The organism is Nioella sp. MMSF_3534 (assembly GCF_030732985.1).
Lineage (GTDB): Bacteria > Pseudomonadota > Alphaproteobacteria > Rhodobacterales > Rhodobacteraceae > Nioella.
Genome location: NZ_JASHJX010000005.1, coordinates 110,229 through 127,891, shown reverse-complemented (window position 1 = coordinate 127,891; position 17,663 = coordinate 110,229). Strand labels below are relative to the sequence as shown.

Genomic DNA, 17,663 nt, shown 5'->3' with positions numbered 1-17,663 from the left:
AGAGCTGTTCCTTGATCAGCTCGTTGACCCGGGACGCGTTTTCCATCATCACCATATGCCCGGCATCAGCGACCACGGTGACCTTCGCACCCGTGATGGCAGCGGCGTGGGAGTTCGGGATAACCGCGTCGGCCTCTCCCCAGACGACCTGAATCGGGAGATCCAGGCTGCTCAGACCGTCCGCGATGCCGACAGCTTGTTTGCCATCCGAAAACAGATTGCCTTTGAGCGCATCAAGGAAGCCCTGAACGCCATCGAGGCGCTTGTATTTCAGCAGATCGTCCACCATCGAACGGCTCACGAGGCTCTGATCCGCAAAAAGGTGCTTCAGGGTTGGTTTGAGCTCCTTGCGGTTGGCGGCAGACACGAACCCGTCGATATAGTCCGAATTGATCTCGTTCCCGAGACCGGCAGAGCAGATCAGCGTCAGCGATGCGACGCGTCCTCCGTGATCAATTGCCGTTTGCCCTGAAACGAGCCCCCCCATCGAATGCCCAACCAGATGGGCCTTGTCGATCGAGTGGTGATCCATCAGTTGAATCACCGCTTCGACCATTGTGCCAAGGCCCGGGTTGTCGATGGATTTGACCGATCCGCCATGTCCGGGCAGGTCAAGTGCATAGACCGGGGCATCCGCAGCGATTGCGTCAATGTTGAAGAGCCAGTTGTCGCTGTCTCCGCCAAAGCCATGGATCAGGATCACGGGCGTGCCGTCACCATCGCGCGACGCATAGCGGATGCGGCCCACCCCCAGCTCTGCGATCTCATGCGTGGGCGCTTCGTCCTCATCCTCTTCGATCACGGGCATTTCGAATGCGCCGATATAGGCGTCGATCTCGGAATCCGAGACCGACGCCGGCGCCAGGACACCCAAGAGAGCCTGAACCGGATAAATCTCTCCGGCTGTCCCGACGCATCTGCGCAGGAGGCCACCGTCGGCGGCCTCCACGACATTTGCGATCTTGTCGGTTTCGACATCCATGATCTCGTCGCCGGGTTTGATCTCTGTGCCTTCCTCGACATGCCATGCGGCCAGGGTGCCTTCCCGCATGGAAAGGCCCCATTTGGGCATGAGGATCGGCGTTATCAGATCGCTCATCCGCTCAGGCCCCCATGGTCTTGCGCACCGCCGCCGCGATCCGGTCGGGCGACGGGATGTAGAGGTCTTCCAGCGCGGGCGAGAACGGAACCGGCGCATGCGGGGCCGTCACCATCTCGATTGGCGCCTTCAGGGCCCCGAAAGCATCCTGCGCCACGTTGGCCGAGATGTCGGTGGCGATGGAGCAACGCGGGTTGGCCTCATCCACACAGACAAGACGGCCGGTGTTCTCGACACTTTCAATGACCGTATCCATGTCGATGGGCGAGAGCGTCCGCAGGTCGATCACCTCGACGTCGATGCCTTCCTTCTTCAGCGTTTCGGCAGCAGCCAGAGAATTGGGCACCATCAGCCCATAGGTCACGATGGTCACGTCGCTGCCTTCGCGGGCAATGCTCGCTTCACCGAAGGGGATGGCATAGGGCTCCTCTGGCACATCGCATTCGGAGGCGTAGAGGTTCTTGTGTTCCAGGAAGATCACCGGATCGTTGTCGCGGATCGCCTGGATCAGAAGGCCCTTGGTGTCATAGGCGTTGGACGGGCAGACGACCTTGAGACCCGGAATATGGGTGAAGATCGGGGTCAGCATCTGGCTGTGCTGCGCCGCCGCGCGGAAGCCCGCACCGCACATCGCGCGGATCACCACCGGCGTTTCGGCCTTGCCGCCGAACATGTAGCGGAACTTGGCCGCCTGGTTGTAGATCTGGTCCAGACAGACGCCCATGAAGTCGATGAACATCAGCTCCGCCACCGGGCGCAGCCCGCAGGTCGCCGCCCCGATGGCCGCGCCGACATAGGCGCTTTCCGACAGCGGCGTGTCGATCATCTGCTTGGGGTGCTTGTGGTAGAGCCCTTTCGAGACCCCCAGAACCCCGCCCCAGGCGTCGTCCTCGCCCGCGGCACCGGCGCCACCGACGATGTCCTCGCCCATCATGATCACCGTGGGGTCGCGGCTCATCTCCTGATCCAGCGCCTCGTTGATCGCGTCTTTCATGCTCAATGTACGTGCCATTTTCTATCTCCTTTCCTTGTCAGCGCGTGTCAGTAGGACACGTACACATCGGTCGTCAGGTCTGCGGGGGTGGGCAGCGGGGCGGCCTTGGCCTCGGTCACCGCGTCCTCGATCAGGGTCATGACCTCGGCGTCAATGGCGTCCATCTCGGCATCGGTCAGCACACCCGCCTCGGTCACCTTGGCGCGGAAGATCTTGAGGCAGTCGCGGTTCTTGCGGTTGTCCTCGTTCTCGCCCGGTGCGCGGTAGGTCTGCGCATCGCCCTCGAAATGGCCGAAGAAGCGGATCATCTTGCATTCCAGCAGGGTCGGCCCGCCGCCTTCGCGGGCGCGCTTGACCACCTCGCCCGCCGCCTCGTAGACGGCAAAAAAATCGGTGCCGTCCACGGTGATGCCGGGCATGCCGAAACCGGTCGCGCGGTCGACGTAGCTGTCAGACGCGACGGCGTAGTCGACCGAGGTCGATTCCGCATAGCCGTTGTTTTCCACGACAAAGATCGCCGGCAGGTTCCAGATCGCGGCCAGGTTCATCGATTCCAGCACCGTGCCCTGGTTCGACGCGCCATCGCCAAAGAAGGTGATGCCCACGCCGTCATGGCCCAGCTTCTGGGCCGCCAGCGCCGCGCCGCAGACCAGCGGCGCGCCTGCACCGAGGATGCCGTTGGCGCCCATCATGCCCTTGGACAGGTCGGCGATATGCATCGATCCGCCCTTGCCCGCGCAGGAGCCGGTCGCCTTGCCGTAGATCTCGGCCATCATGCCTTTCACATCCACGCCCTTGGCGATGCAGTGACCGTGGCCCCGGTGGGTCGAGGCGATGCGGTCATGATCCTGCAAATGCATCATGATGCCGACGCCCGCGGCCTCTTCGCCTGCATAGAGATGCACGAAACCGGGGATATCGCCGCGGCCGAAATCGACATGCAGGCGTTCTTCGAATTCCCGGATCGTCTTCATCCGGCGATAGGCTTCCAGAAGCCCGTCTTTTTCCAGTGGGAACGGGTTGCTCATGAGGTCCTCCCTTATGGTTGAGCGGTGCGCAGCGCCTCTGACGCGGCGCGGGTGAGAAGCCCGTGCCGGGCCGCATAGGCCATGCAATCGGGCACGTTGACGGTGCGGAACGCATCGGCCTGAAGCCGGATGCTGACATCGTCGATTTCGCTGAAGGTCAGTTCCCGTTCGCCATCGAGTGCAAACGACCCGGCGGAAACGCTCGGCAGATAGACCTCGTTGGGAACAACCTTCTCGACAGCCCCGATGCCGACCTCTTCGATCAGGCCCGGCGCAATGGGGGCGGTCAGACGCAAGTTTGCGGTCTCAAGCGGTAGAAGTCGTACCCTTCGCCCCTCGGGTTCCTGCCGATCAAGCGGTGCAAGAAGCCCCACGATAGAGGACATGCCGATACCGTCAGGCAGGCCGAAGGTAACAAACAGGTCGCGGAAGTTCGCCGTCTTCCAGATGGCGCGGGCACCGATGAAGCGCTCGGAAACGACGGCCACATCGACAAGTGCGATCTCGCGCTGATCGTTCACGCGGACTTCCAGCCGCTTGTTGTAGGCAAAGGCGTGCTCGCAGGGCACCTGTCCCGTTACCGCCAGTCCGACAGCCAGTCCCGTGATCGTGGGTTCGCGCAACTCTGGAAAGGCGTTGTTGGTGCCGGTGGACACGCCCGCAATCGGCGTGTTGCCGCATTTGGACACCACAACCCTGTTGGTCCCGTCACCGCCCAGAACAACGATCGCTCCGACACCCTGATCGTGCATCTGGCGGGCGGCTTCCGCGCTGTCCTCCGAGGTGCAGGTGACCGGCATGTCCAGATAGCTGACACGGGGAAACCGAACGTGACCCATGCGGTTTTCGCGGTCGATGACGCGCATCAGCTGTGTGCGGATCCCACCGTTTTCCGGCATGATCACCACCTCTTCGACGCCCGTCGCCATAAGCCCCGTCATCATCCGAAGCACGATATTGGCCCGGTCGTTGATCGGCAGGTTGCCCGCATGGCTGACGATCCGGCGAATGTCGCGGGCAGAGACAGGGTTTGCGATGATGCCAACTTTGGTCACGAGTGATGCCTCCCTTTCAATGAGAGAAAGCAACGTTTGTGCCAATTGCGTTTCGAGTTGAGTTCGTCGCCCCCTGTGCGCAGGGCTAGATGCCGGGCCCAAGCAAAGGTTGCGTCCCGGTCTGCTTTGCGACTGCGCGGATACGCTCGGAAAAGGGCAATCAATGCTCAAGTGTCGAAAAGACGCGTGAATGGCACCGCTGTGCCCCCCAATGCGCATATCCGCTCATCCTCTACCATGCTGGCAGAGGATTTGAGCGGCGCCTGGCAGACCGCTCGCCGCATTCGAAACGACTGGATGCTTGTGGAGGCGGAATGCGGGCGGTTTTTCAAAGGCCCCAATCGGCCTGACTTATCACCGGCACTCATGCGGAAAGACCCCGAGCGCAGGCTCAGGGTCTTTCGATGTCTTAGGATGCGGCGGCAACCGCACGCGCTGTCAGAACCTGAACCAGGTTTGCGCGATAGCTTCCATCGCCATGCAGGTCGCTAATCATCCCTTGCGAGCTGACTGACAGCCCGCCAATCGCATCTGCTGTAAAATCGGACGACAACGAGGTTTCGGCGTTTGTCCATCGGAATACGCCCTCTTCCGAGGCACCCGTCACGGCAACGCGCACGCGATCCGCGGATTTCGCAACGAACACGCCCACCAGGGCGAAGCGCGAGGCAGGTTGCGCGAACTTCTGGTAGTTTGCGGCGTCCGGGATCGGGAAGGTGATCGAGGTTATGACCTCGCCCGCATCAAGGGCCGTAGCGAACATGCCCTCAAAATAGTCGTCGGCCGCAATGTCGCGCTTGTTGGTCGAGATGGTTGCCCCCGTTCCAAGCACCGCCGCCGGGTAACATGCCGCCGGGTCATTGTTGGCGAGGCTGCCGCCGATGGTGCCCCGATGACGGACCGCGGGATCCCCGATCCGACCCGCCAGATCGCAAAGGGCAGGGAAGGCGGATCGCAACTCTGCGTGCCCTGCCACCTCTGCATGGGTGGTCATGGCGCCAATAATGGCTGTGCCATCGGTTACAGAGATCCCGCGAAGCTCCTCTGCGCGCGAAATATCGATGAGGTCCGAGGGCGCGGCCAGTCGTGCCTTCATCGTTGGCAACAGCGTCTGACCGCCGGCAAGCAGCGCCCCGTCCTCGGCAGATGACAGAAGGCTCGCGGCTTCTGCTGCCGTTGTGGCAGCGTGATAGTTTGTACTGTGCATTGTAACCTCCCTTATTCAGCGGCGATTGTGGCGCTGTTCAGCGCGGCCCAGACCTTGGCCGGGGTGGCCGGCATGCTGAGATCGTTATTGCCAATCGCATCGGTGATCGCGTTGATGACCGCCGGTGGTGTGCCGATGGCCCCGGCCTCCCCACAGCCTTTCATGCCCAGGGGGTTGGTTGTGCAGGGGGTTGAGTGATGCAGCACATCGAAGTCCGGCAGATCGTCGGCCCGCGGCATTGCGTAGTCCATATAGGACGCCGACAATTGCTGGCCGTCCTCGCTGTAACGCACTTCCTCCAGCATTGCCTGCCCGACACCCTGAGCGATGCCACCATGAACCTGGCCGTCGACAATCATCGGGTTGATGATGGTTCCGAAGTCATCTGACGCGACGAATTTCAGGATCTCGGTCTTGCCGGTTTGCGGGTCGACCTCCACCTCGCAGATGAAGCAGCCCATCGGGAAGGTGAAGTTCAGAGGATCGTAGAACGCCCCTTCCTTCAGTCCGGGCTCCATGCCCTCGGGCAGGTTGTGGCCGGTATAGGCCGCCAGGCCGACCTCGTGCCAGGCGAGAACCTTGTTGGTTCCGTCGACTTTGACCTGTCCGTCCTCGATCACGATATCGGCTTCCGACGCTTCGAGCAGATGCGCCGCCAGTTTCCTGATCTTGACCTCGAGCTTGTCGAGCGCCTTGACGATGGCCGACATACCGACAGGACCGGAGCGTGACCCATAGGTGCCCATGCCGAACTGGACCTTGTCGGTGTCGCCATGCACGATCTGCACGGTGTCTATCGGTACGCCGAAACGATCCGCCACGACTTGCGCGAAGGTGGTTTCGTGCCCTTGCCCGTGGCTGTGCGACCCGGTCAGAACCTCGATCGTGCCGACGGGGTTCATCCGCACTTCGGCGCTTTCCCAAAGACCGACACCCGCCCCAAGCGACCCGACAGCAGCCGACGGCGCGATGCCGCAAGCCTCGATATAGCAGGACATGCCGATGCCACGCAGTTTGCCGCGCATTGCGCTTTCAGCCTTGCGGGCGCCGAACCCGGCCCAATCGGCGGCAACCATCGCCTGACGCATATTGCCTTCGAAATCGCCGGAATCGTAGTTCATGATCACCGGCGTCTGATGCGGAAACTCGCGGATAAAGTTGATGTTGCGCAGATCCGCAGGGTCTTTGCCCATCTCTCGCGCGGCTGTCTCGATCATGCGTTCCACAAGATACGAGGCTTCCGGTCGCCCCGCACCTCGATAGGCATCGACAGGCACCGTGTTGGTATAGACACCCAGAACTTCGCAATAGATGTTCGGAATATTGTAGGTGCCCGACAGCAGAGTCGCGTAAAGATAGGTCGGAACCGCGCTGGAGAAGAGCGACATATAGGCCCCGAAATTGGCCTTGGTCGAGACCTTGAAACCAACGATCCTGCCATCCTGATCGAAGCCCATCCGCGCTTTGGTCACATGATCCCGACCATGGGCATCCGTCAGGAAGGCCTCGGTCCGGTCGGACGTCCATTTGACAGAGCGATTGGTCTTCATCGACGCCCAGAGACAGGCGATTTCTTCGGGATAGATGTAGATCTTGGACCCGAAACCGCCGCCCACATCCGGCGCGATCACGCGCAGCTTGTGTTCCGGCGCAACGTTATAAAACGCGCTTAAAACCAGACGCGCCACATGCGGGTTCTGGCTGGTTGTATAGAGCGTATAGTGATCCTCGGCATCGTCATAGATGGCCACGGCTGAACGCGGCTCCATCGGGTTCGGCGACAGACGGTTATTGGTGATATCCATCTTGGTGATATGCGCAGCACCCGCCAATGCGGCCTCGGTGGCCTCGTTCTCGCCGATCTCCCAGTCATAGACGATGTTGCCCGGGGCGTTTTCGTGGATCTGCGGGGCACCGTCAGAAAGCGCTGCTGCGAGGCTGGCCGCAACCGGCAGTTCCTCATAGTCGATATCGACGGCCTCTGCCGCCGCGCGGGCCTGGGCATTGGTTTCGGCAATCACGATCGCCACCGCGTCGCCCACATAGCGGGTTTTTTCGGTGGCAAGCGCCGACCAGGCACCCATGTTCATCGGGCTGCCATCCTTGGAGGTGATCGCCCATCCGCAGATGATATTGCCGATCCCGTCCCCGGTCAGTTCCGCGCCGTTAAGAATGGCGATGACGCCGTCCATGGCCTCGGCGGCACTTGTGTCGATGCTGTTGACCCGCGCATGGGCATGCGGCGAGCGCACAAAGGCCGCATAGGCCTGGTTTTCCATGCGGATATCGTCGGTGTATTTTCCCTTGCCGGTCGTGAAGCGCTTGTCTTCCTTGCGCTTGACTGCGGCACCAATTCCTTGGCTCATCTGATGACCCTCCCTTACATCTCGCCAGCGGCCTGGCTGATGGATTTCACGATGTTGTGGTACCCGGTGCAGCGGCAGATATTGCCTTCCAGCTCGTGCCGGATTGCAGCCTCATCAAGCGTCTTGCCCTCGGCCTTGTAGCGGTTGACCATGTCGATCCCGCTCATGATCATGCCCGGCGTGCAGAAGCCGCATTGCAACCCGTGATTGTCATTGAAGGCTTTTTGCATCGGATGCAGGTCGCCGTTGGCGACGCCTTCGATCGTTGTCACCTCGGCCCCGTCTGCTGCCGCTGCCAGCATCGTGCAGGATTTCACCGCCTTGCCATCGACATGGACAACACAGGCCCCGCATTGCGATGTGTCACAACCCACATGCGTGCCGGTCAGGCGCAGGGTTTCGCGAATGAACTCGACGAGCAGCATGTTGTCTGCCACGTCACCGCCAACCGGTTTCCCGTTAACGGTCATCTTTATCTCGGACATCAGATCCTCCCTTGATCCATTGGGTCTGCGAAGCGCCGATCAGCTCACCAGCCTGTTCAGCCACCCCTTCTTTTTCTGTGCCGGTGATGCGATGTCGTCGGGGCCTTCGATCTCAACCTGAAGGTTTGCAAAGAACTGATCGGCCATCTTCTTGGCGAACCCGTCGATTATGCGCGATCCAAGCTGTGCCAGCTTGCCCCCGACTTTCGCTTCGACATGATAGTGAAGCACGGTGCAGTCGCCGTCCTCTTCGAGATGCACCCTTGCTCCGCCCCTGGCGAAACCGGCGGCGCCGCCCTTGCCTTCGCCGTCCAGTGTCAAGCTTTTGGGCGGGACCATGTCGGACAGTCTTACCAAGCCCACGAAGGTCGCTTTGACCGGTCCGACTTTCTGAACCACGGTCGCCTCGAACCCCGTTTCGGGCGAGCCAGACATCTCGGTGCACCCCGGAACGCAGGCTTTCAGGCAATCAGCTGACAGTATCGCGTTCCAGACATCGGCTCTGGGCGCCGCGATTTTCCTCGATCCGGTAAGGTCCATGAGTCGACTTCCCTCCACTTCTCCTGTATCTGCAAGCAACAAACATGCCAGTAATAGACATCAGGCTTTGACGGATGCCCTTGAAACAGGTCCAGCAGCAGACACAGGTGCAAAAACTGGCATTGACCCAGACGATGCGGACGTCTCTTTCATTGCTGGCTATGGACCAGGAAGAGGCCGCCAAACTCATCGAGCGCGAACAAGGCAGAAATGCGTTTCTCCGATCGGTCCCGTCGATCCCCGTCAAAAGCGCCGCTCATCACGAGGAGATCGAAAGGCCGGAGAAGCAGAGCCGGAGGGACGCACTCCTTCACCAGGTCGGGCTGATCAAACTATCCACAAGACAGGCGCATCTTGCCGAAGGTCTTGTGCATAGCCTCGATCACCGTGGCTTTCTGGCTGACACACCCCAGGAGATTGCAGGGTATCTTGAGTGCGGCCTTGATGAATTGATGGACCTCGTCGCAAAGCTTCAAAGAGAAGTGGAACCCGCCGGAGTTTTTGCGTGGTCGCTGGCGGATTGCTTTCGATTGCAGCTCGAGGCCAGAAACCGCTTTGATCCGCTGATCGAGAGGCTGCTTGAACGGCTGGACTTGATCGCGAGCAAAGACGTCGCGGCAATCTGCGCTGAATGCGGCGTCGACGAGGAAGACGCGGTCGACATGCTGGAGGATATCCGTGGCCTCAACCCCGCCCCACTGGGGCATCAACCCGATCCGGTCACGACAGAGCAGGCGCCGGATCTTCTGATCCATCAGGATGATGATGGAGGTTTCACGGTCGCGCTGAACGAAGCCGCGATGCCCACACTCCTTGTAGATGACGCGCTGTTTTCGACAACGATGGCGGCAGAGACCGATGACAGGGCTCAAGTCTATTATCGGGACTGCTATCGGGAAGCGGGAAACCTGGTCCGCGCCATGCAGAAACGTGCCAATACGATCCTCGCCATCGGCACCGCACTCGCCCGGCATCAGGAAAAGTTCATCAGAACCGGACGTGACCGTGACAGGCAACCGTTGAAGATGGCTCAGCTTGCCTCGGAGATCGGCGTCAACAAGAGCACGATCAGCCGGGCCATGTCCGGTTGCAGCATCAGGACGGATCGCGGAACCCATGCTGCCACGGCGTTCCTTGCACGACCGCTAAACGAACAGGAGTCCGGACGAACACGCGAACAGGCCCTTCAGCGTCTCAAGCTGCTGATCGCAACCGAGAACGCGCGAAACCCTCTCTCAGACGAGGATCTTGCCGGGCAATTGAAGAAGGCCGGCATGCCAATGTCCCGTCGGACTGTGGCCAAGTACCGAGCCCTGCTCGCAATACCCGGCGCATATGAACGGCGTCGAAAACAAGCTTGAGTGTCCCTTGCCGAGTCGGCTTTCGGCGCCACGCGTCATAGGCTCTCATGATGCGAGAAAGCGGAAAAGCCGGATTGAAGTGCCGCCGACCTGCAGGCCCGCATGTGGGTATCGCACCGTCGGATCAAGACGGTCCAAGTCTTCAATTTGTGCTGTCAGTATGGCGGAGAGACAGGGATTCGAACCCTGGAGACGGTCTCCCGCCTACACACTTTCCAGGCGTGCGCCTTCGACCACTCGGCCACCTCTCCGTGCCGGGCGGAGATAGCGCAAGGACCGGGCCGGGTGCAAGGGGGCTTGGGGCCTTCCGCGCAAAAAAGTTGCGGGGTGGCCAGTGGCGTGATCAGCCGATCGGCAAATGGCCCAGATGCGATGCGCATCCGGTCAGGGCGGCATAATCGTCCTGCACCACCGCCACGCCGAACTGTTCCATGAAACCGGTGAACCGGCCTTTGCCCCGGAACGCGTCGGCAAATCCGAGCGGAGCCAGCCAGGGCGTGATCGCGCGCGCCATGCCGCCGATCAGGTAGATGCCGCCGAAGGGCAGGTGGATAAGCGCAAGATCACCCATCACGGTTCCCATCAGCTCGATGAAGAGCCGCGCGGTTTCCGTGGCCTTGGGGTCGCCCTGCGACAGGCGGGAGATGATCTCGACCCCCTCCAGATCCTCACCATGCAGATGCCGGTGCACCCGGACGAATCCGCCGCCCGACAGCGCGTCCTCGACGGCGGCAAATCCGTGACGCGGTTCCATCGCCTCGGCCAGCGCCGCAAGGGCAGGGGTCTGACGCGGCATGGTGATATGGCCGCATTCGGAGGGCGGCACGAAGCGCCCGCCCGCCGTGTCATAGACCGGCGCTGCATTGAACCCGGTGCCGAGACCCACCACCAGCTTGGCGGCGTGGCGCATGGCGTCGGGCTGCGGAAGCAGGCGGGCGAGGTCATTTTCTTCCAGATGGCCAAGCGCGTGGCCCTGCGCCTGAAGGTCGTTCAGGACCGCCAGCTTGCGCGCGCCTGTGACGGCCCCCAGCCCCTCTCGATCCACCCGCCAGTCCAGGTTGGTCATCTGCCCCACGCCATCGCGCACCGGCCCGGCAATGGCCACACAGGCCCCGGTCAGGGCACCGGGCTGCATCTCCTCGATATAGCGGGCCAGATGCGTGTCCAGCCCGGTGACGCCGGCATTGGAATAGCGCCGAACCGTGTCGCGCTGCACCTCGAAGCCACGGGCCAGCGCCACGCGGGTATTGGTGCCACCGATATCGGCCACGAGCGAGATGTCACGGTGCATGGGCAGGATCCCCCTGGTTAGCGCAAACGCTGCGCGAGGGCGTGATAGGATGCTTTGGGCGTTCTCTTCAAGCTTTCGAAGTCCACATGGACCAGTCCGAAGCGTTTTTCATAGCCAAGCGCCCATTCGTAATTGTCCATCAGCGACCAGATGAAATAGCCGCGCAGATCGACGCCCTCGGCCATGGCGCGGCGGCAGGCGTCCAGATGGGCGTCGATATAGGCCAGCCGTTCGGGATCGTTCACATTGCCATCGGCCAGAACATCCGCATTGGCCATGCCGTTTTCGGTCACGTAGATCGGCAGGTCGGGCACCAGATCGGCGGTGCGTTTGAGAAAGTGATAGAGCCCGTCCGGGTAAATCTCCCACCCCATCTGGGTCTTGGGCAGGGGGCCGTCGATCTCTGCCAATGCGGGCCAGGGGCCGGGGGCAGGGGCGATGTTCTTGCGGGTGTAGTAGTTCAGCCCGATCCAGTCGAGCGGCTGGCCGATGGTGGCGAAATCATCCTGCCAGCCGTCGGGCAGATGCGGTTCCAGTCCTTCTAGGGCCTCGGCGGGGTAGGTGCCCTTGAAAATGCCCTCCAGGAAGAAGCGGTTGTAATAGGCGTCATAGGTGGCAGCCGCGCGGGCGGCCTCGGGGCTGTCATCCACCGGGTTGGCCCATTCCATGTTGAAGACGCCGCCGAGGTTCGAAATGCCAAGCCCGCGCATCACCTCGATCGACCGGCCATGGGACAGCAGCACATGGTGCATGGCGCGGGCGGTGGCGCGGATATCGCGCAGGCCGGGGGCGTGATGGCCTAGGAAGTGGCTCAGCCAGCCGACGCACCAAGGTTCATTGATCGGCGCGGCAGACCACACGCGGTCCCCGATCCGGCCCATGATGGTCTCCGTGAAATCCGCGAACCAGCCCGCGATATCCCGGTTGCGCCAGCCGCCCCGGTCGGCCAAGGGCTGCGGCAGTTCCCAGTGATAGAGCGTCGCGGCAGGTTTCAGCCCGCGTTCCAGCAGCCCGTCCACCAGCCGGTCGTAGAAATCGAGCCCCTCCGGGTTGGGCGTGCCAGTGCCTTCCGGCATCACCCGCGCCCAGGAGGTCGAGAAGCGGTAAACATCGACATTGAGGGCTTTGAGCAGATCGAGATCCTCGCCCATCCGGTGGTAATGGTCGCAGGCGCGCTGCCCATGTTCCGCCCGCACCACGTTGCCGGGCGTGGCGGCGAAACTGTCCCAATGGGTGGGGCCTGCGCCGCCGAACGCATGCCCTTCGATCTGATAGGCCGAGGTCGCGGCCCCGAAAAGGAAGCCTTCGGGGAAATCCTGGCGTGTCCATGTCATGATGTCAGCTTTCTTGCGGGGCAGGGCCGGTGGATCGGCCAAGCATCAGTTCGGCCTCCAACAGGTGATGGCGCGGGGTGCGGGCGGGGTCTTCGATCAGTTCCAGCAAGGTGCTGGCCGCGATCCGGCCCGCTTCGCGCACAGAGGACCGTGTGGCGGTGAAGATCGGCACGTCCTTGCCATTGCCCAGATAGCTCAGCTCGTCGTCATGGGTGATGACGCTGACATCGCGGCCCATTTTCAGGTCGGATTCCTCGATGGCCCGGCGCACCCCAATGGCGGAAATCAGCGAAGATACCAGAAAGGCCGTCGGCGGAGTGTCCCCGGCCAGCATCCGGCGGGCAGTGTCATAGCCGTAATGCTCGGTCATTTCATCGCTGGCCCCAAGTTCCGGGTCCGGGTCCAGACCGCGCTCTCGCAGGGCCTTTTCGTAACCCTGACGGCGCCTGATGGCGAAATCCATGTCTTCCAACCCGTTGATCAGCGCGATCCGGCGATGGCCCAGATCCAGCAGCAGTTCTGTCGCCCGCGAAAAGGCGCGGCGGTTGTTCACATCGACCCAGGAATAATCGCTGTCTTCGGCTGATGCCCGGCCATGCACGACGAAGGGCAGGTCCAGATCCTGCAACAGCTTGATCCGCCGTTCATTGGCGCGGGGGCCATGGATCACGATGCCGTCGACGGTCTTTTTCTGGGCAAGGCTGCGATAGGTGGCGTCCTCTGCATCGTCAGGAACGATAGAAAGCGTCATATCGTAGCCCGCCTTTGCATAGGCCTCACCAGCCCCGGCGATGAAGTCGGAGAAGACCGGGTTCATCATCTCGTGCCGGGTCGAGATCGGGATGACATGGCCGATCATGTGGGCGCGGCCGGTGGCCAGGCTGCGGGCGCGCGTATTGGGGCGGTAGTTGTGGCGATGCGCGGCATCCTGCACCCTCTGACGCGTCGCCTCGCTGACCTCCGGATAACCGTTCAGGGCCCGGCTGACCGTGGTCTGCGACAGGCCGAGGGATTCGGACAGTTGTTTGAGGTTCATAGCCAAGAGGGCACCCAAAGCGCTTTCAAACTTTGGGCAGTATCCCCGAAAATCCGGGGCTGTCAAAGGCGAATTCCACAAGCCAAGCATGAACTTTTGGCCGTGTATGGCCTCTTTTTGCGCTGATTCCACAATCCTCATTGACAGAAAACCGGGAATCGCGGATGCCTAGAGAGGTGTCAAAGCGCTTTGGAAACGTAAGTACTGCGTTCCAATCAACCGGGGCTTCGGCCCATTCTGGGAGGAAACCATGAAGAAATCGTTACTCGCCGGCGCCGCAGCGCTGGCTCTCACCGCAGGTATGGCGCAGGCCGACGGGCACATGATGTTCGCGCCCGGCGAAGGTGAATTCAACTGGGACAGCTTCACCGCCTTCGCTGACGGTAATGACCTGTCCGGTCAGACCCTGTCGATCACCGGCCCCTGGATCGGCCCCGACGCCGAACTGGTCGAAAGCATCCTGGCCTATTTCGAGGAAGCCACCGGCGCGACCGTGAACTATTCCGGCTCCGACAGCTTCGAACAGGACATCGTGATCGCCACGCAGGCGGGCAGCGCGCCCAACATCGCCGTGTTCCCGCAGCCGGGTCTGGCCGCTGACATGGCCTCTCGCGGGCTGCTGACGCCGCTGGCCGATGGCACCGCTGACTGGGTGTCTGCCAACTATGCAGCGGGCGATTCCTGGGTCGATCTGGGCACCTATGCAGGCCCCGATGGGGACGAGGCGCTCTATGGCTTCTTCTACAAGGTCGACCTGAAATCGCTGGTCTGGTACAGCCCCGAAGCCTTTGACGAGGCGGGCTATGACATCCCGACCTCGATGGAAGAGTTGATGGCTCTGACCGACCAGATCGTCGCCGATGGCGGCACGCCCTGGTGCATCGGTCTGGGCTCGGGTGCGGCGACCGGCTGGCCCGCGACCGATTGGGTCGAAGACCTGCTGCTGCGCACGCAGCCTGCCGATGTCTATGATGGCTGGGTGTCTAACGAGATCCCCTTCACCGATGAACGCATCGTCGGCGCGATCGAGGCCTTCGGCCATTTCGCCCGCAACGATGCCTATGTGAACGGGGGCGCCAGCGCCGTCGCAACGACCGACTTCCGCGACAGCCCCGCGGGCCTCTTCTCCTACCCGCCGGAATGCTACATGCATCGCCAGGCGTCGTTCATCCCGACCTTCTTCCCCGAGGGCGCGGATGCCGACTTCTTCTACTTCCCATCCTATGAGGAAGGCGATCTTGGCAACCCGGTGCTTGGCGCGGGCACGCTTTGGGCGATCACCGATGACGCCCCCGCCGCCCATGTCTTCATGGAGTTCCTGCAAACCCCCATCGCGCATGAGCTGTGGATGGCGCAGTCGGGCTTCCTGACCCCGCATAGCGGCGTCAACCTCGACGTGTTCCCGTCCGACGCGCAGCGCGCGATGAACGAGATCCTTCTGGGCGCGACCACCTTCCGCTTCGACGGGTCCGACCTGATGCCGGGCGAAATCGGTGCAGGCGCGTTCTGGACCGGTATGGTCGACTACACCTCTGGTGCCGACGCCGCCGATGTGGCGCAGGCGATCCAGGACCGTTGGGACTCGATGCAGTAACACCTGCTGGTCCGGGCCGCATCCGCGCGGCCCGGACCGCTTCAGACCTGATGTCGGGAGGGCAAGGTCATGTCACCGCTTTTGCAGGGTGTGATTACCATCGTCGTGGGCGTGTTCGGTTGCGTGGGCTATTTCTACGCCGCGAACCTGATCCTCGACAAAGTAATCTTTCCGCCCCGTGGCCCCCAGGCGGGTCGCAATATCAACCGCGCCACCGCCGTCCGGCCCTGGCTGTTCCTCTTTCCGGCAATCTTCGCCCTGTCGCTCTACCTGGTCTACCCGGTGATCGGCAGCCTGTGGCGCTCGATGCACAACCGGGCCGGGGATGAGTTTATCGGGCTCGACAATTACGGGTTTCTGTTTGGTGACCCGGAGTTCCTGCAGGCGCTTCTGAATAACGCCCTCTGGGCGCTTGTCGTGCCCGCCGCCGCGACCTTCCTTGGCCTGCTGGTGGCGCAGCTGACCGACCGGCTGTCCTGGGGCAATATCGCCAAGTCACTGATCTTCATGCCGATGGCGATCTCTTTCGTGGGGGCCTCGCTGATCTGGAAATTCGTCTACGCGGGCGACCCCGATATCGGTATCATCAACGCCATGCGCGACGTGATCGGGCTTGACCCGATGGACCCGGTGCAGGTGCCGTTCTGGAACAACTTCTTCCTGATGGCGATCCTCGTGTGGATCCAGACCGGCTTTGCCATGGTCATCCTGTCGGCCGCGCTGCGCGGTATCCCCGAAGAAACGGTCGAGGCCGCGATCATCGACGGGGCGAACCCGTTCCAGCTGTTTTTCAAGATCAAGGTGCCGCAGATCATGGGCACCATCGTGGTGGTCTGGACGACGATCACCATCCTCGTGCTCAAGGTTTTCGACATCGTCTACACGATGACCGGGGGCAATTTCGGCACCCAGATCCTGCCAAGCTACATGATGAGCTTCATGTTCCGCGATGACGGGCGGGCGACCGCCGTGGCCGTGGTGATCATGATCGTGGTGCTTCCCGTGATGATCTGGAACATCCGCCAGGCCCAGAAGGAGATGCGCTGATGGACAATATCGCCGGCAAAAGCTCTGGCCTGAAATGGGCTGTCAACATCTCGGTGGCGCTACTGGTCATCGCCTGGCTGATCCCGACGGTGGGGCTGTTCGTCTCCTCCTTCCGCGACCGCGACCAGATCACCGCCTCGGGCTGGTGGAACGCGCCTTTTTCGGTCGAATTGACCTACCGCACCCGCGCCAATGACGGCGAGCCGGTGCAGGAGGGTGATCTTTGGGTCGTCGAGGGCAACATCTTCGCCACGTCCGAAGTGGCCGAAGCCTTTGCCAGTGGCGAGGCGTCCATCACCGCCTTTGGCGTCACCGGTCGTGAACCCACGGCTTACCCGGCCGGGACCGAGGGAGAGACCCGCGATGGCGGCACCCTGACGGTCAATGCTGATGGCAGCTACCGGTACACGACGGCGGAAACGCCCGATGACCGGGGACTGCGCATCTATTTCGGGGCCGCCACGCCGCCGGATTTCACGATGGACAACTACCTGACCATCCTGACCGCGCAAACCACCGAGGAGCGTGAGGAAGCCTATGCCGAGGGTCAGAGTTTCTGGGAAATCCTGTCGGATGAAAACGGCGTCTTCCGCAATTTCATCAACACGTTCACGGTCACGATCCCCTCGACCATCATCCCGATCCTGATTGCGGCTTTCGCGGCCTATGCGCTGGCCTGGATGGATTTTCCGGGGCGTGGCCTGCTTATTGCTTGCATCGTCGGCCTTCTGGTGGTGCCTCTGCAACTGGCGCTTGTGCCGCTGCTGAACCTGCACAACCAGATCGGCATCGGGCAAAGCTTTGTCGGCATCTGGCTGGCCCATACCGGGTTCGGCCTGCCGCTGGCGATCTACCTTTTGCGCAATTACATGGTCGGGCTGCCCCGCGACATCATTGAAAGCGCCAAGGTCGACGGGGCCACCGATTTCCAGATCTTCACCAAGATCATCCTGCCGCTGAGCTTCCCCGCACTGGCCAGCTTCGCCATCTTCCAGTTCCTATGGACATGGAATGACCTGCTGGTTGCCAAGGTTTTCCTGCCTTCCGACGACGCCTCCAAGGTCATGACCGTGCGCATTGCCGATGACCTGCTTGGCTCTCGCGGCGGAGACTGGGGTATTCTGGCGGCGGCGGCGTTCGTGTCCATCGCGGTGCCGGTTCTCGTCTTCTTCACCATGCAACGTTACCTCGTGCGCGGCCTTCTGGCTGGCTCGGTCAAATAAAGG

General features: G+C 61.9%; 15 protein-coding genes and 1 tRNA gene. 4 read left to right on the top strand and 12 right to left on the bottom strand.

The genetic code is table 11. The features are described 5' to 3' along the window. The 8 genes from RBB16_RS03825 to RBB16_RS03790 all read right to left on the bottom strand — a co-directional run. The coding region (locus tag RBB16_RS03825; RefSeq protein ID WP_306044885.1) for an acetoin dehydrogenase dihydrolipoyllysine-residue acetyltransferase subunit at positions 1-1,099 on the bottom strand (1,099 nt) is incomplete at its 3' end. 4 nt (positions 1,100-1,103) lie between these two features. Further along, positions 1,104-2,111, bottom strand: a complete 1,008-nt coding sequence (locus RBB16_RS03820) for an alpha-ketoacid dehydrogenase subunit beta (protein WP_306044884.1) — start codon at positions 2,109-2,111, stop codon at positions 1,104-1,106. Positions 2,112-2,140: 29 nt separating this feature from the next. Beyond that, complete coding sequence (locus RBB16_RS03815) at positions 2,141-3,121, bottom strand: thiamine pyrophosphate-dependent dehydrogenase E1 component subunit alpha (protein WP_306044883.1); 981 nt, start codon at positions 3,119-3,121, stop codon at positions 2,141-2,143. Positions 3,122-3,132: 11 nt separating this feature from the next. Then, complete coding sequence (locus tag RBB16_RS03810) at positions 3,133-4,176, bottom strand: ATP-NAD kinase family protein (protein WP_306044882.1); 1,044 nt, start codon at positions 4,174-4,176, stop codon at positions 3,133-3,135. A gap of 409 nt (positions 4,177-4,585) precedes the next feature. Further along, entirely contained in the window at positions 4,586-5,383 is a 798-nt protein-coding gene (locus tag RBB16_RS03805) for a xanthine dehydrogenase family protein subunit M (protein WP_306044881.1), read from the bottom strand. Between the two features lie 11 nt (positions 5,384-5,394). Next, the gene (locus RBB16_RS03800; protein ID WP_306044880.1) at positions 5,395-7,749 is read right to left on the bottom strand and encodes a xanthine dehydrogenase family protein molybdopterin-binding subunit; all 2,355 of its coding nucleotides are present in this window, start codon (positions 7,747-7,749) and stop codon (positions 5,395-5,397) included. A 14-nt stretch (positions 7,750-7,763) separates the two neighbouring features. Beyond that, complete coding sequence (locus RBB16_RS03795; RefSeq protein WP_306044879.1) at positions 7,764-8,234, bottom strand: (2Fe-2S)-binding protein; 471 nt, start codon at positions 8,232-8,234, stop codon at positions 7,764-7,766. A gap of 39 nt (positions 8,235-8,273) precedes the next feature. Beyond that, positions 8,274-8,774 carry a CoxG family protein gene (locus tag RBB16_RS03790; RefSeq protein WP_071689754.1) on the bottom strand — a complete coding sequence of 167 codons (501 nt, stop codon included), beginning with the start codon at positions 8,772-8,774 and terminating at the stop codon, positions 8,274-8,276. 74 nt (positions 8,775-8,848) lie between these two features. Here RBB16_RS03790 and RBB16_RS03785 point away from each other — a divergent pair, with 74 nt between their 5' ends. Then, a complete protein-coding gene (locus RBB16_RS03785; protein ID WP_306044878.1) occupies positions 8,849-10,135 on the top strand; it encodes an RNA polymerase sigma-54 factor in 1,287 nt (428 codons plus the stop codon). Between the two features lie 161 nt (positions 10,136-10,296). Here the strand turns inward: RBB16_RS03785 and RBB16_RS03780 are convergent. From RBB16_RS03780 to RBB16_RS03765, 4 genes are all read right to left on the bottom strand, one after another. After that, positions 10,297-10,386: transfer RNA gene (locus RBB16_RS03780), tRNA-Ser, on the bottom strand. 92 nt (positions 10,387-10,478) lie between these two features. Next, a complete protein-coding gene (locus tag RBB16_RS03775; RefSeq protein ID WP_306044877.1) occupies positions 10,479-11,426 on the bottom strand; it encodes an ROK family protein in 948 nt (315 codons plus the stop codon). Between the two features lie 17 nt (positions 11,427-11,443). Continuing rightward, the gene (locus RBB16_RS03770) at positions 11,444-12,760 is read right to left on the bottom strand and encodes a GH1 family beta-glucosidase (protein ID WP_306044876.1); all 1,317 of its coding nucleotides are present in this window, start codon (positions 12,758-12,760) and stop codon (positions 11,444-11,446) included. Positions 12,761-12,764: 4 nt separating this feature from the next. Beyond that, entirely contained in the window at positions 12,765-13,796 is a 1,032-nt protein-coding gene (locus RBB16_RS03765; RefSeq protein WP_306044875.1) for a LacI family DNA-binding transcriptional regulator, read from the bottom strand. 250 nt (positions 13,797-14,046) lie between these two features. Here RBB16_RS03765 and RBB16_RS03760 point away from each other — a divergent pair, with 250 nt between their 5' ends. From RBB16_RS03760 to RBB16_RS03750, 3 genes are all read left to right on the top strand, one after another. Further along, the gene (locus RBB16_RS03760) at positions 14,047-15,390 is read left to right on the top strand and encodes an ABC transporter substrate-binding protein (RefSeq protein ID WP_306044874.1); all 1,344 of its coding nucleotides are present in this window, start codon (positions 14,047-14,049) and stop codon (positions 15,388-15,390) included. A gap of 69 nt (positions 15,391-15,459) precedes the next feature. Next, complete coding sequence (locus RBB16_RS03755; RefSeq protein WP_306044873.1) at positions 15,460-16,437, top strand: sugar ABC transporter permease; 978 nt, start codon at positions 15,460-15,462, stop codon at positions 16,435-16,437. Beyond that, complete coding sequence (locus RBB16_RS03750; protein ID WP_306044872.1) at positions 16,437-17,660, top strand: carbohydrate ABC transporter permease; 1,224 nt, start codon at positions 16,437-16,439, stop codon at positions 17,658-17,660. Before RBB16_RS03755 ends, RBB16_RS03750 begins: the two co-directional genes overlap by 1 nt. The last annotated feature ends 3 nt before the right edge of the window (positions 17,661-17,663 follow it).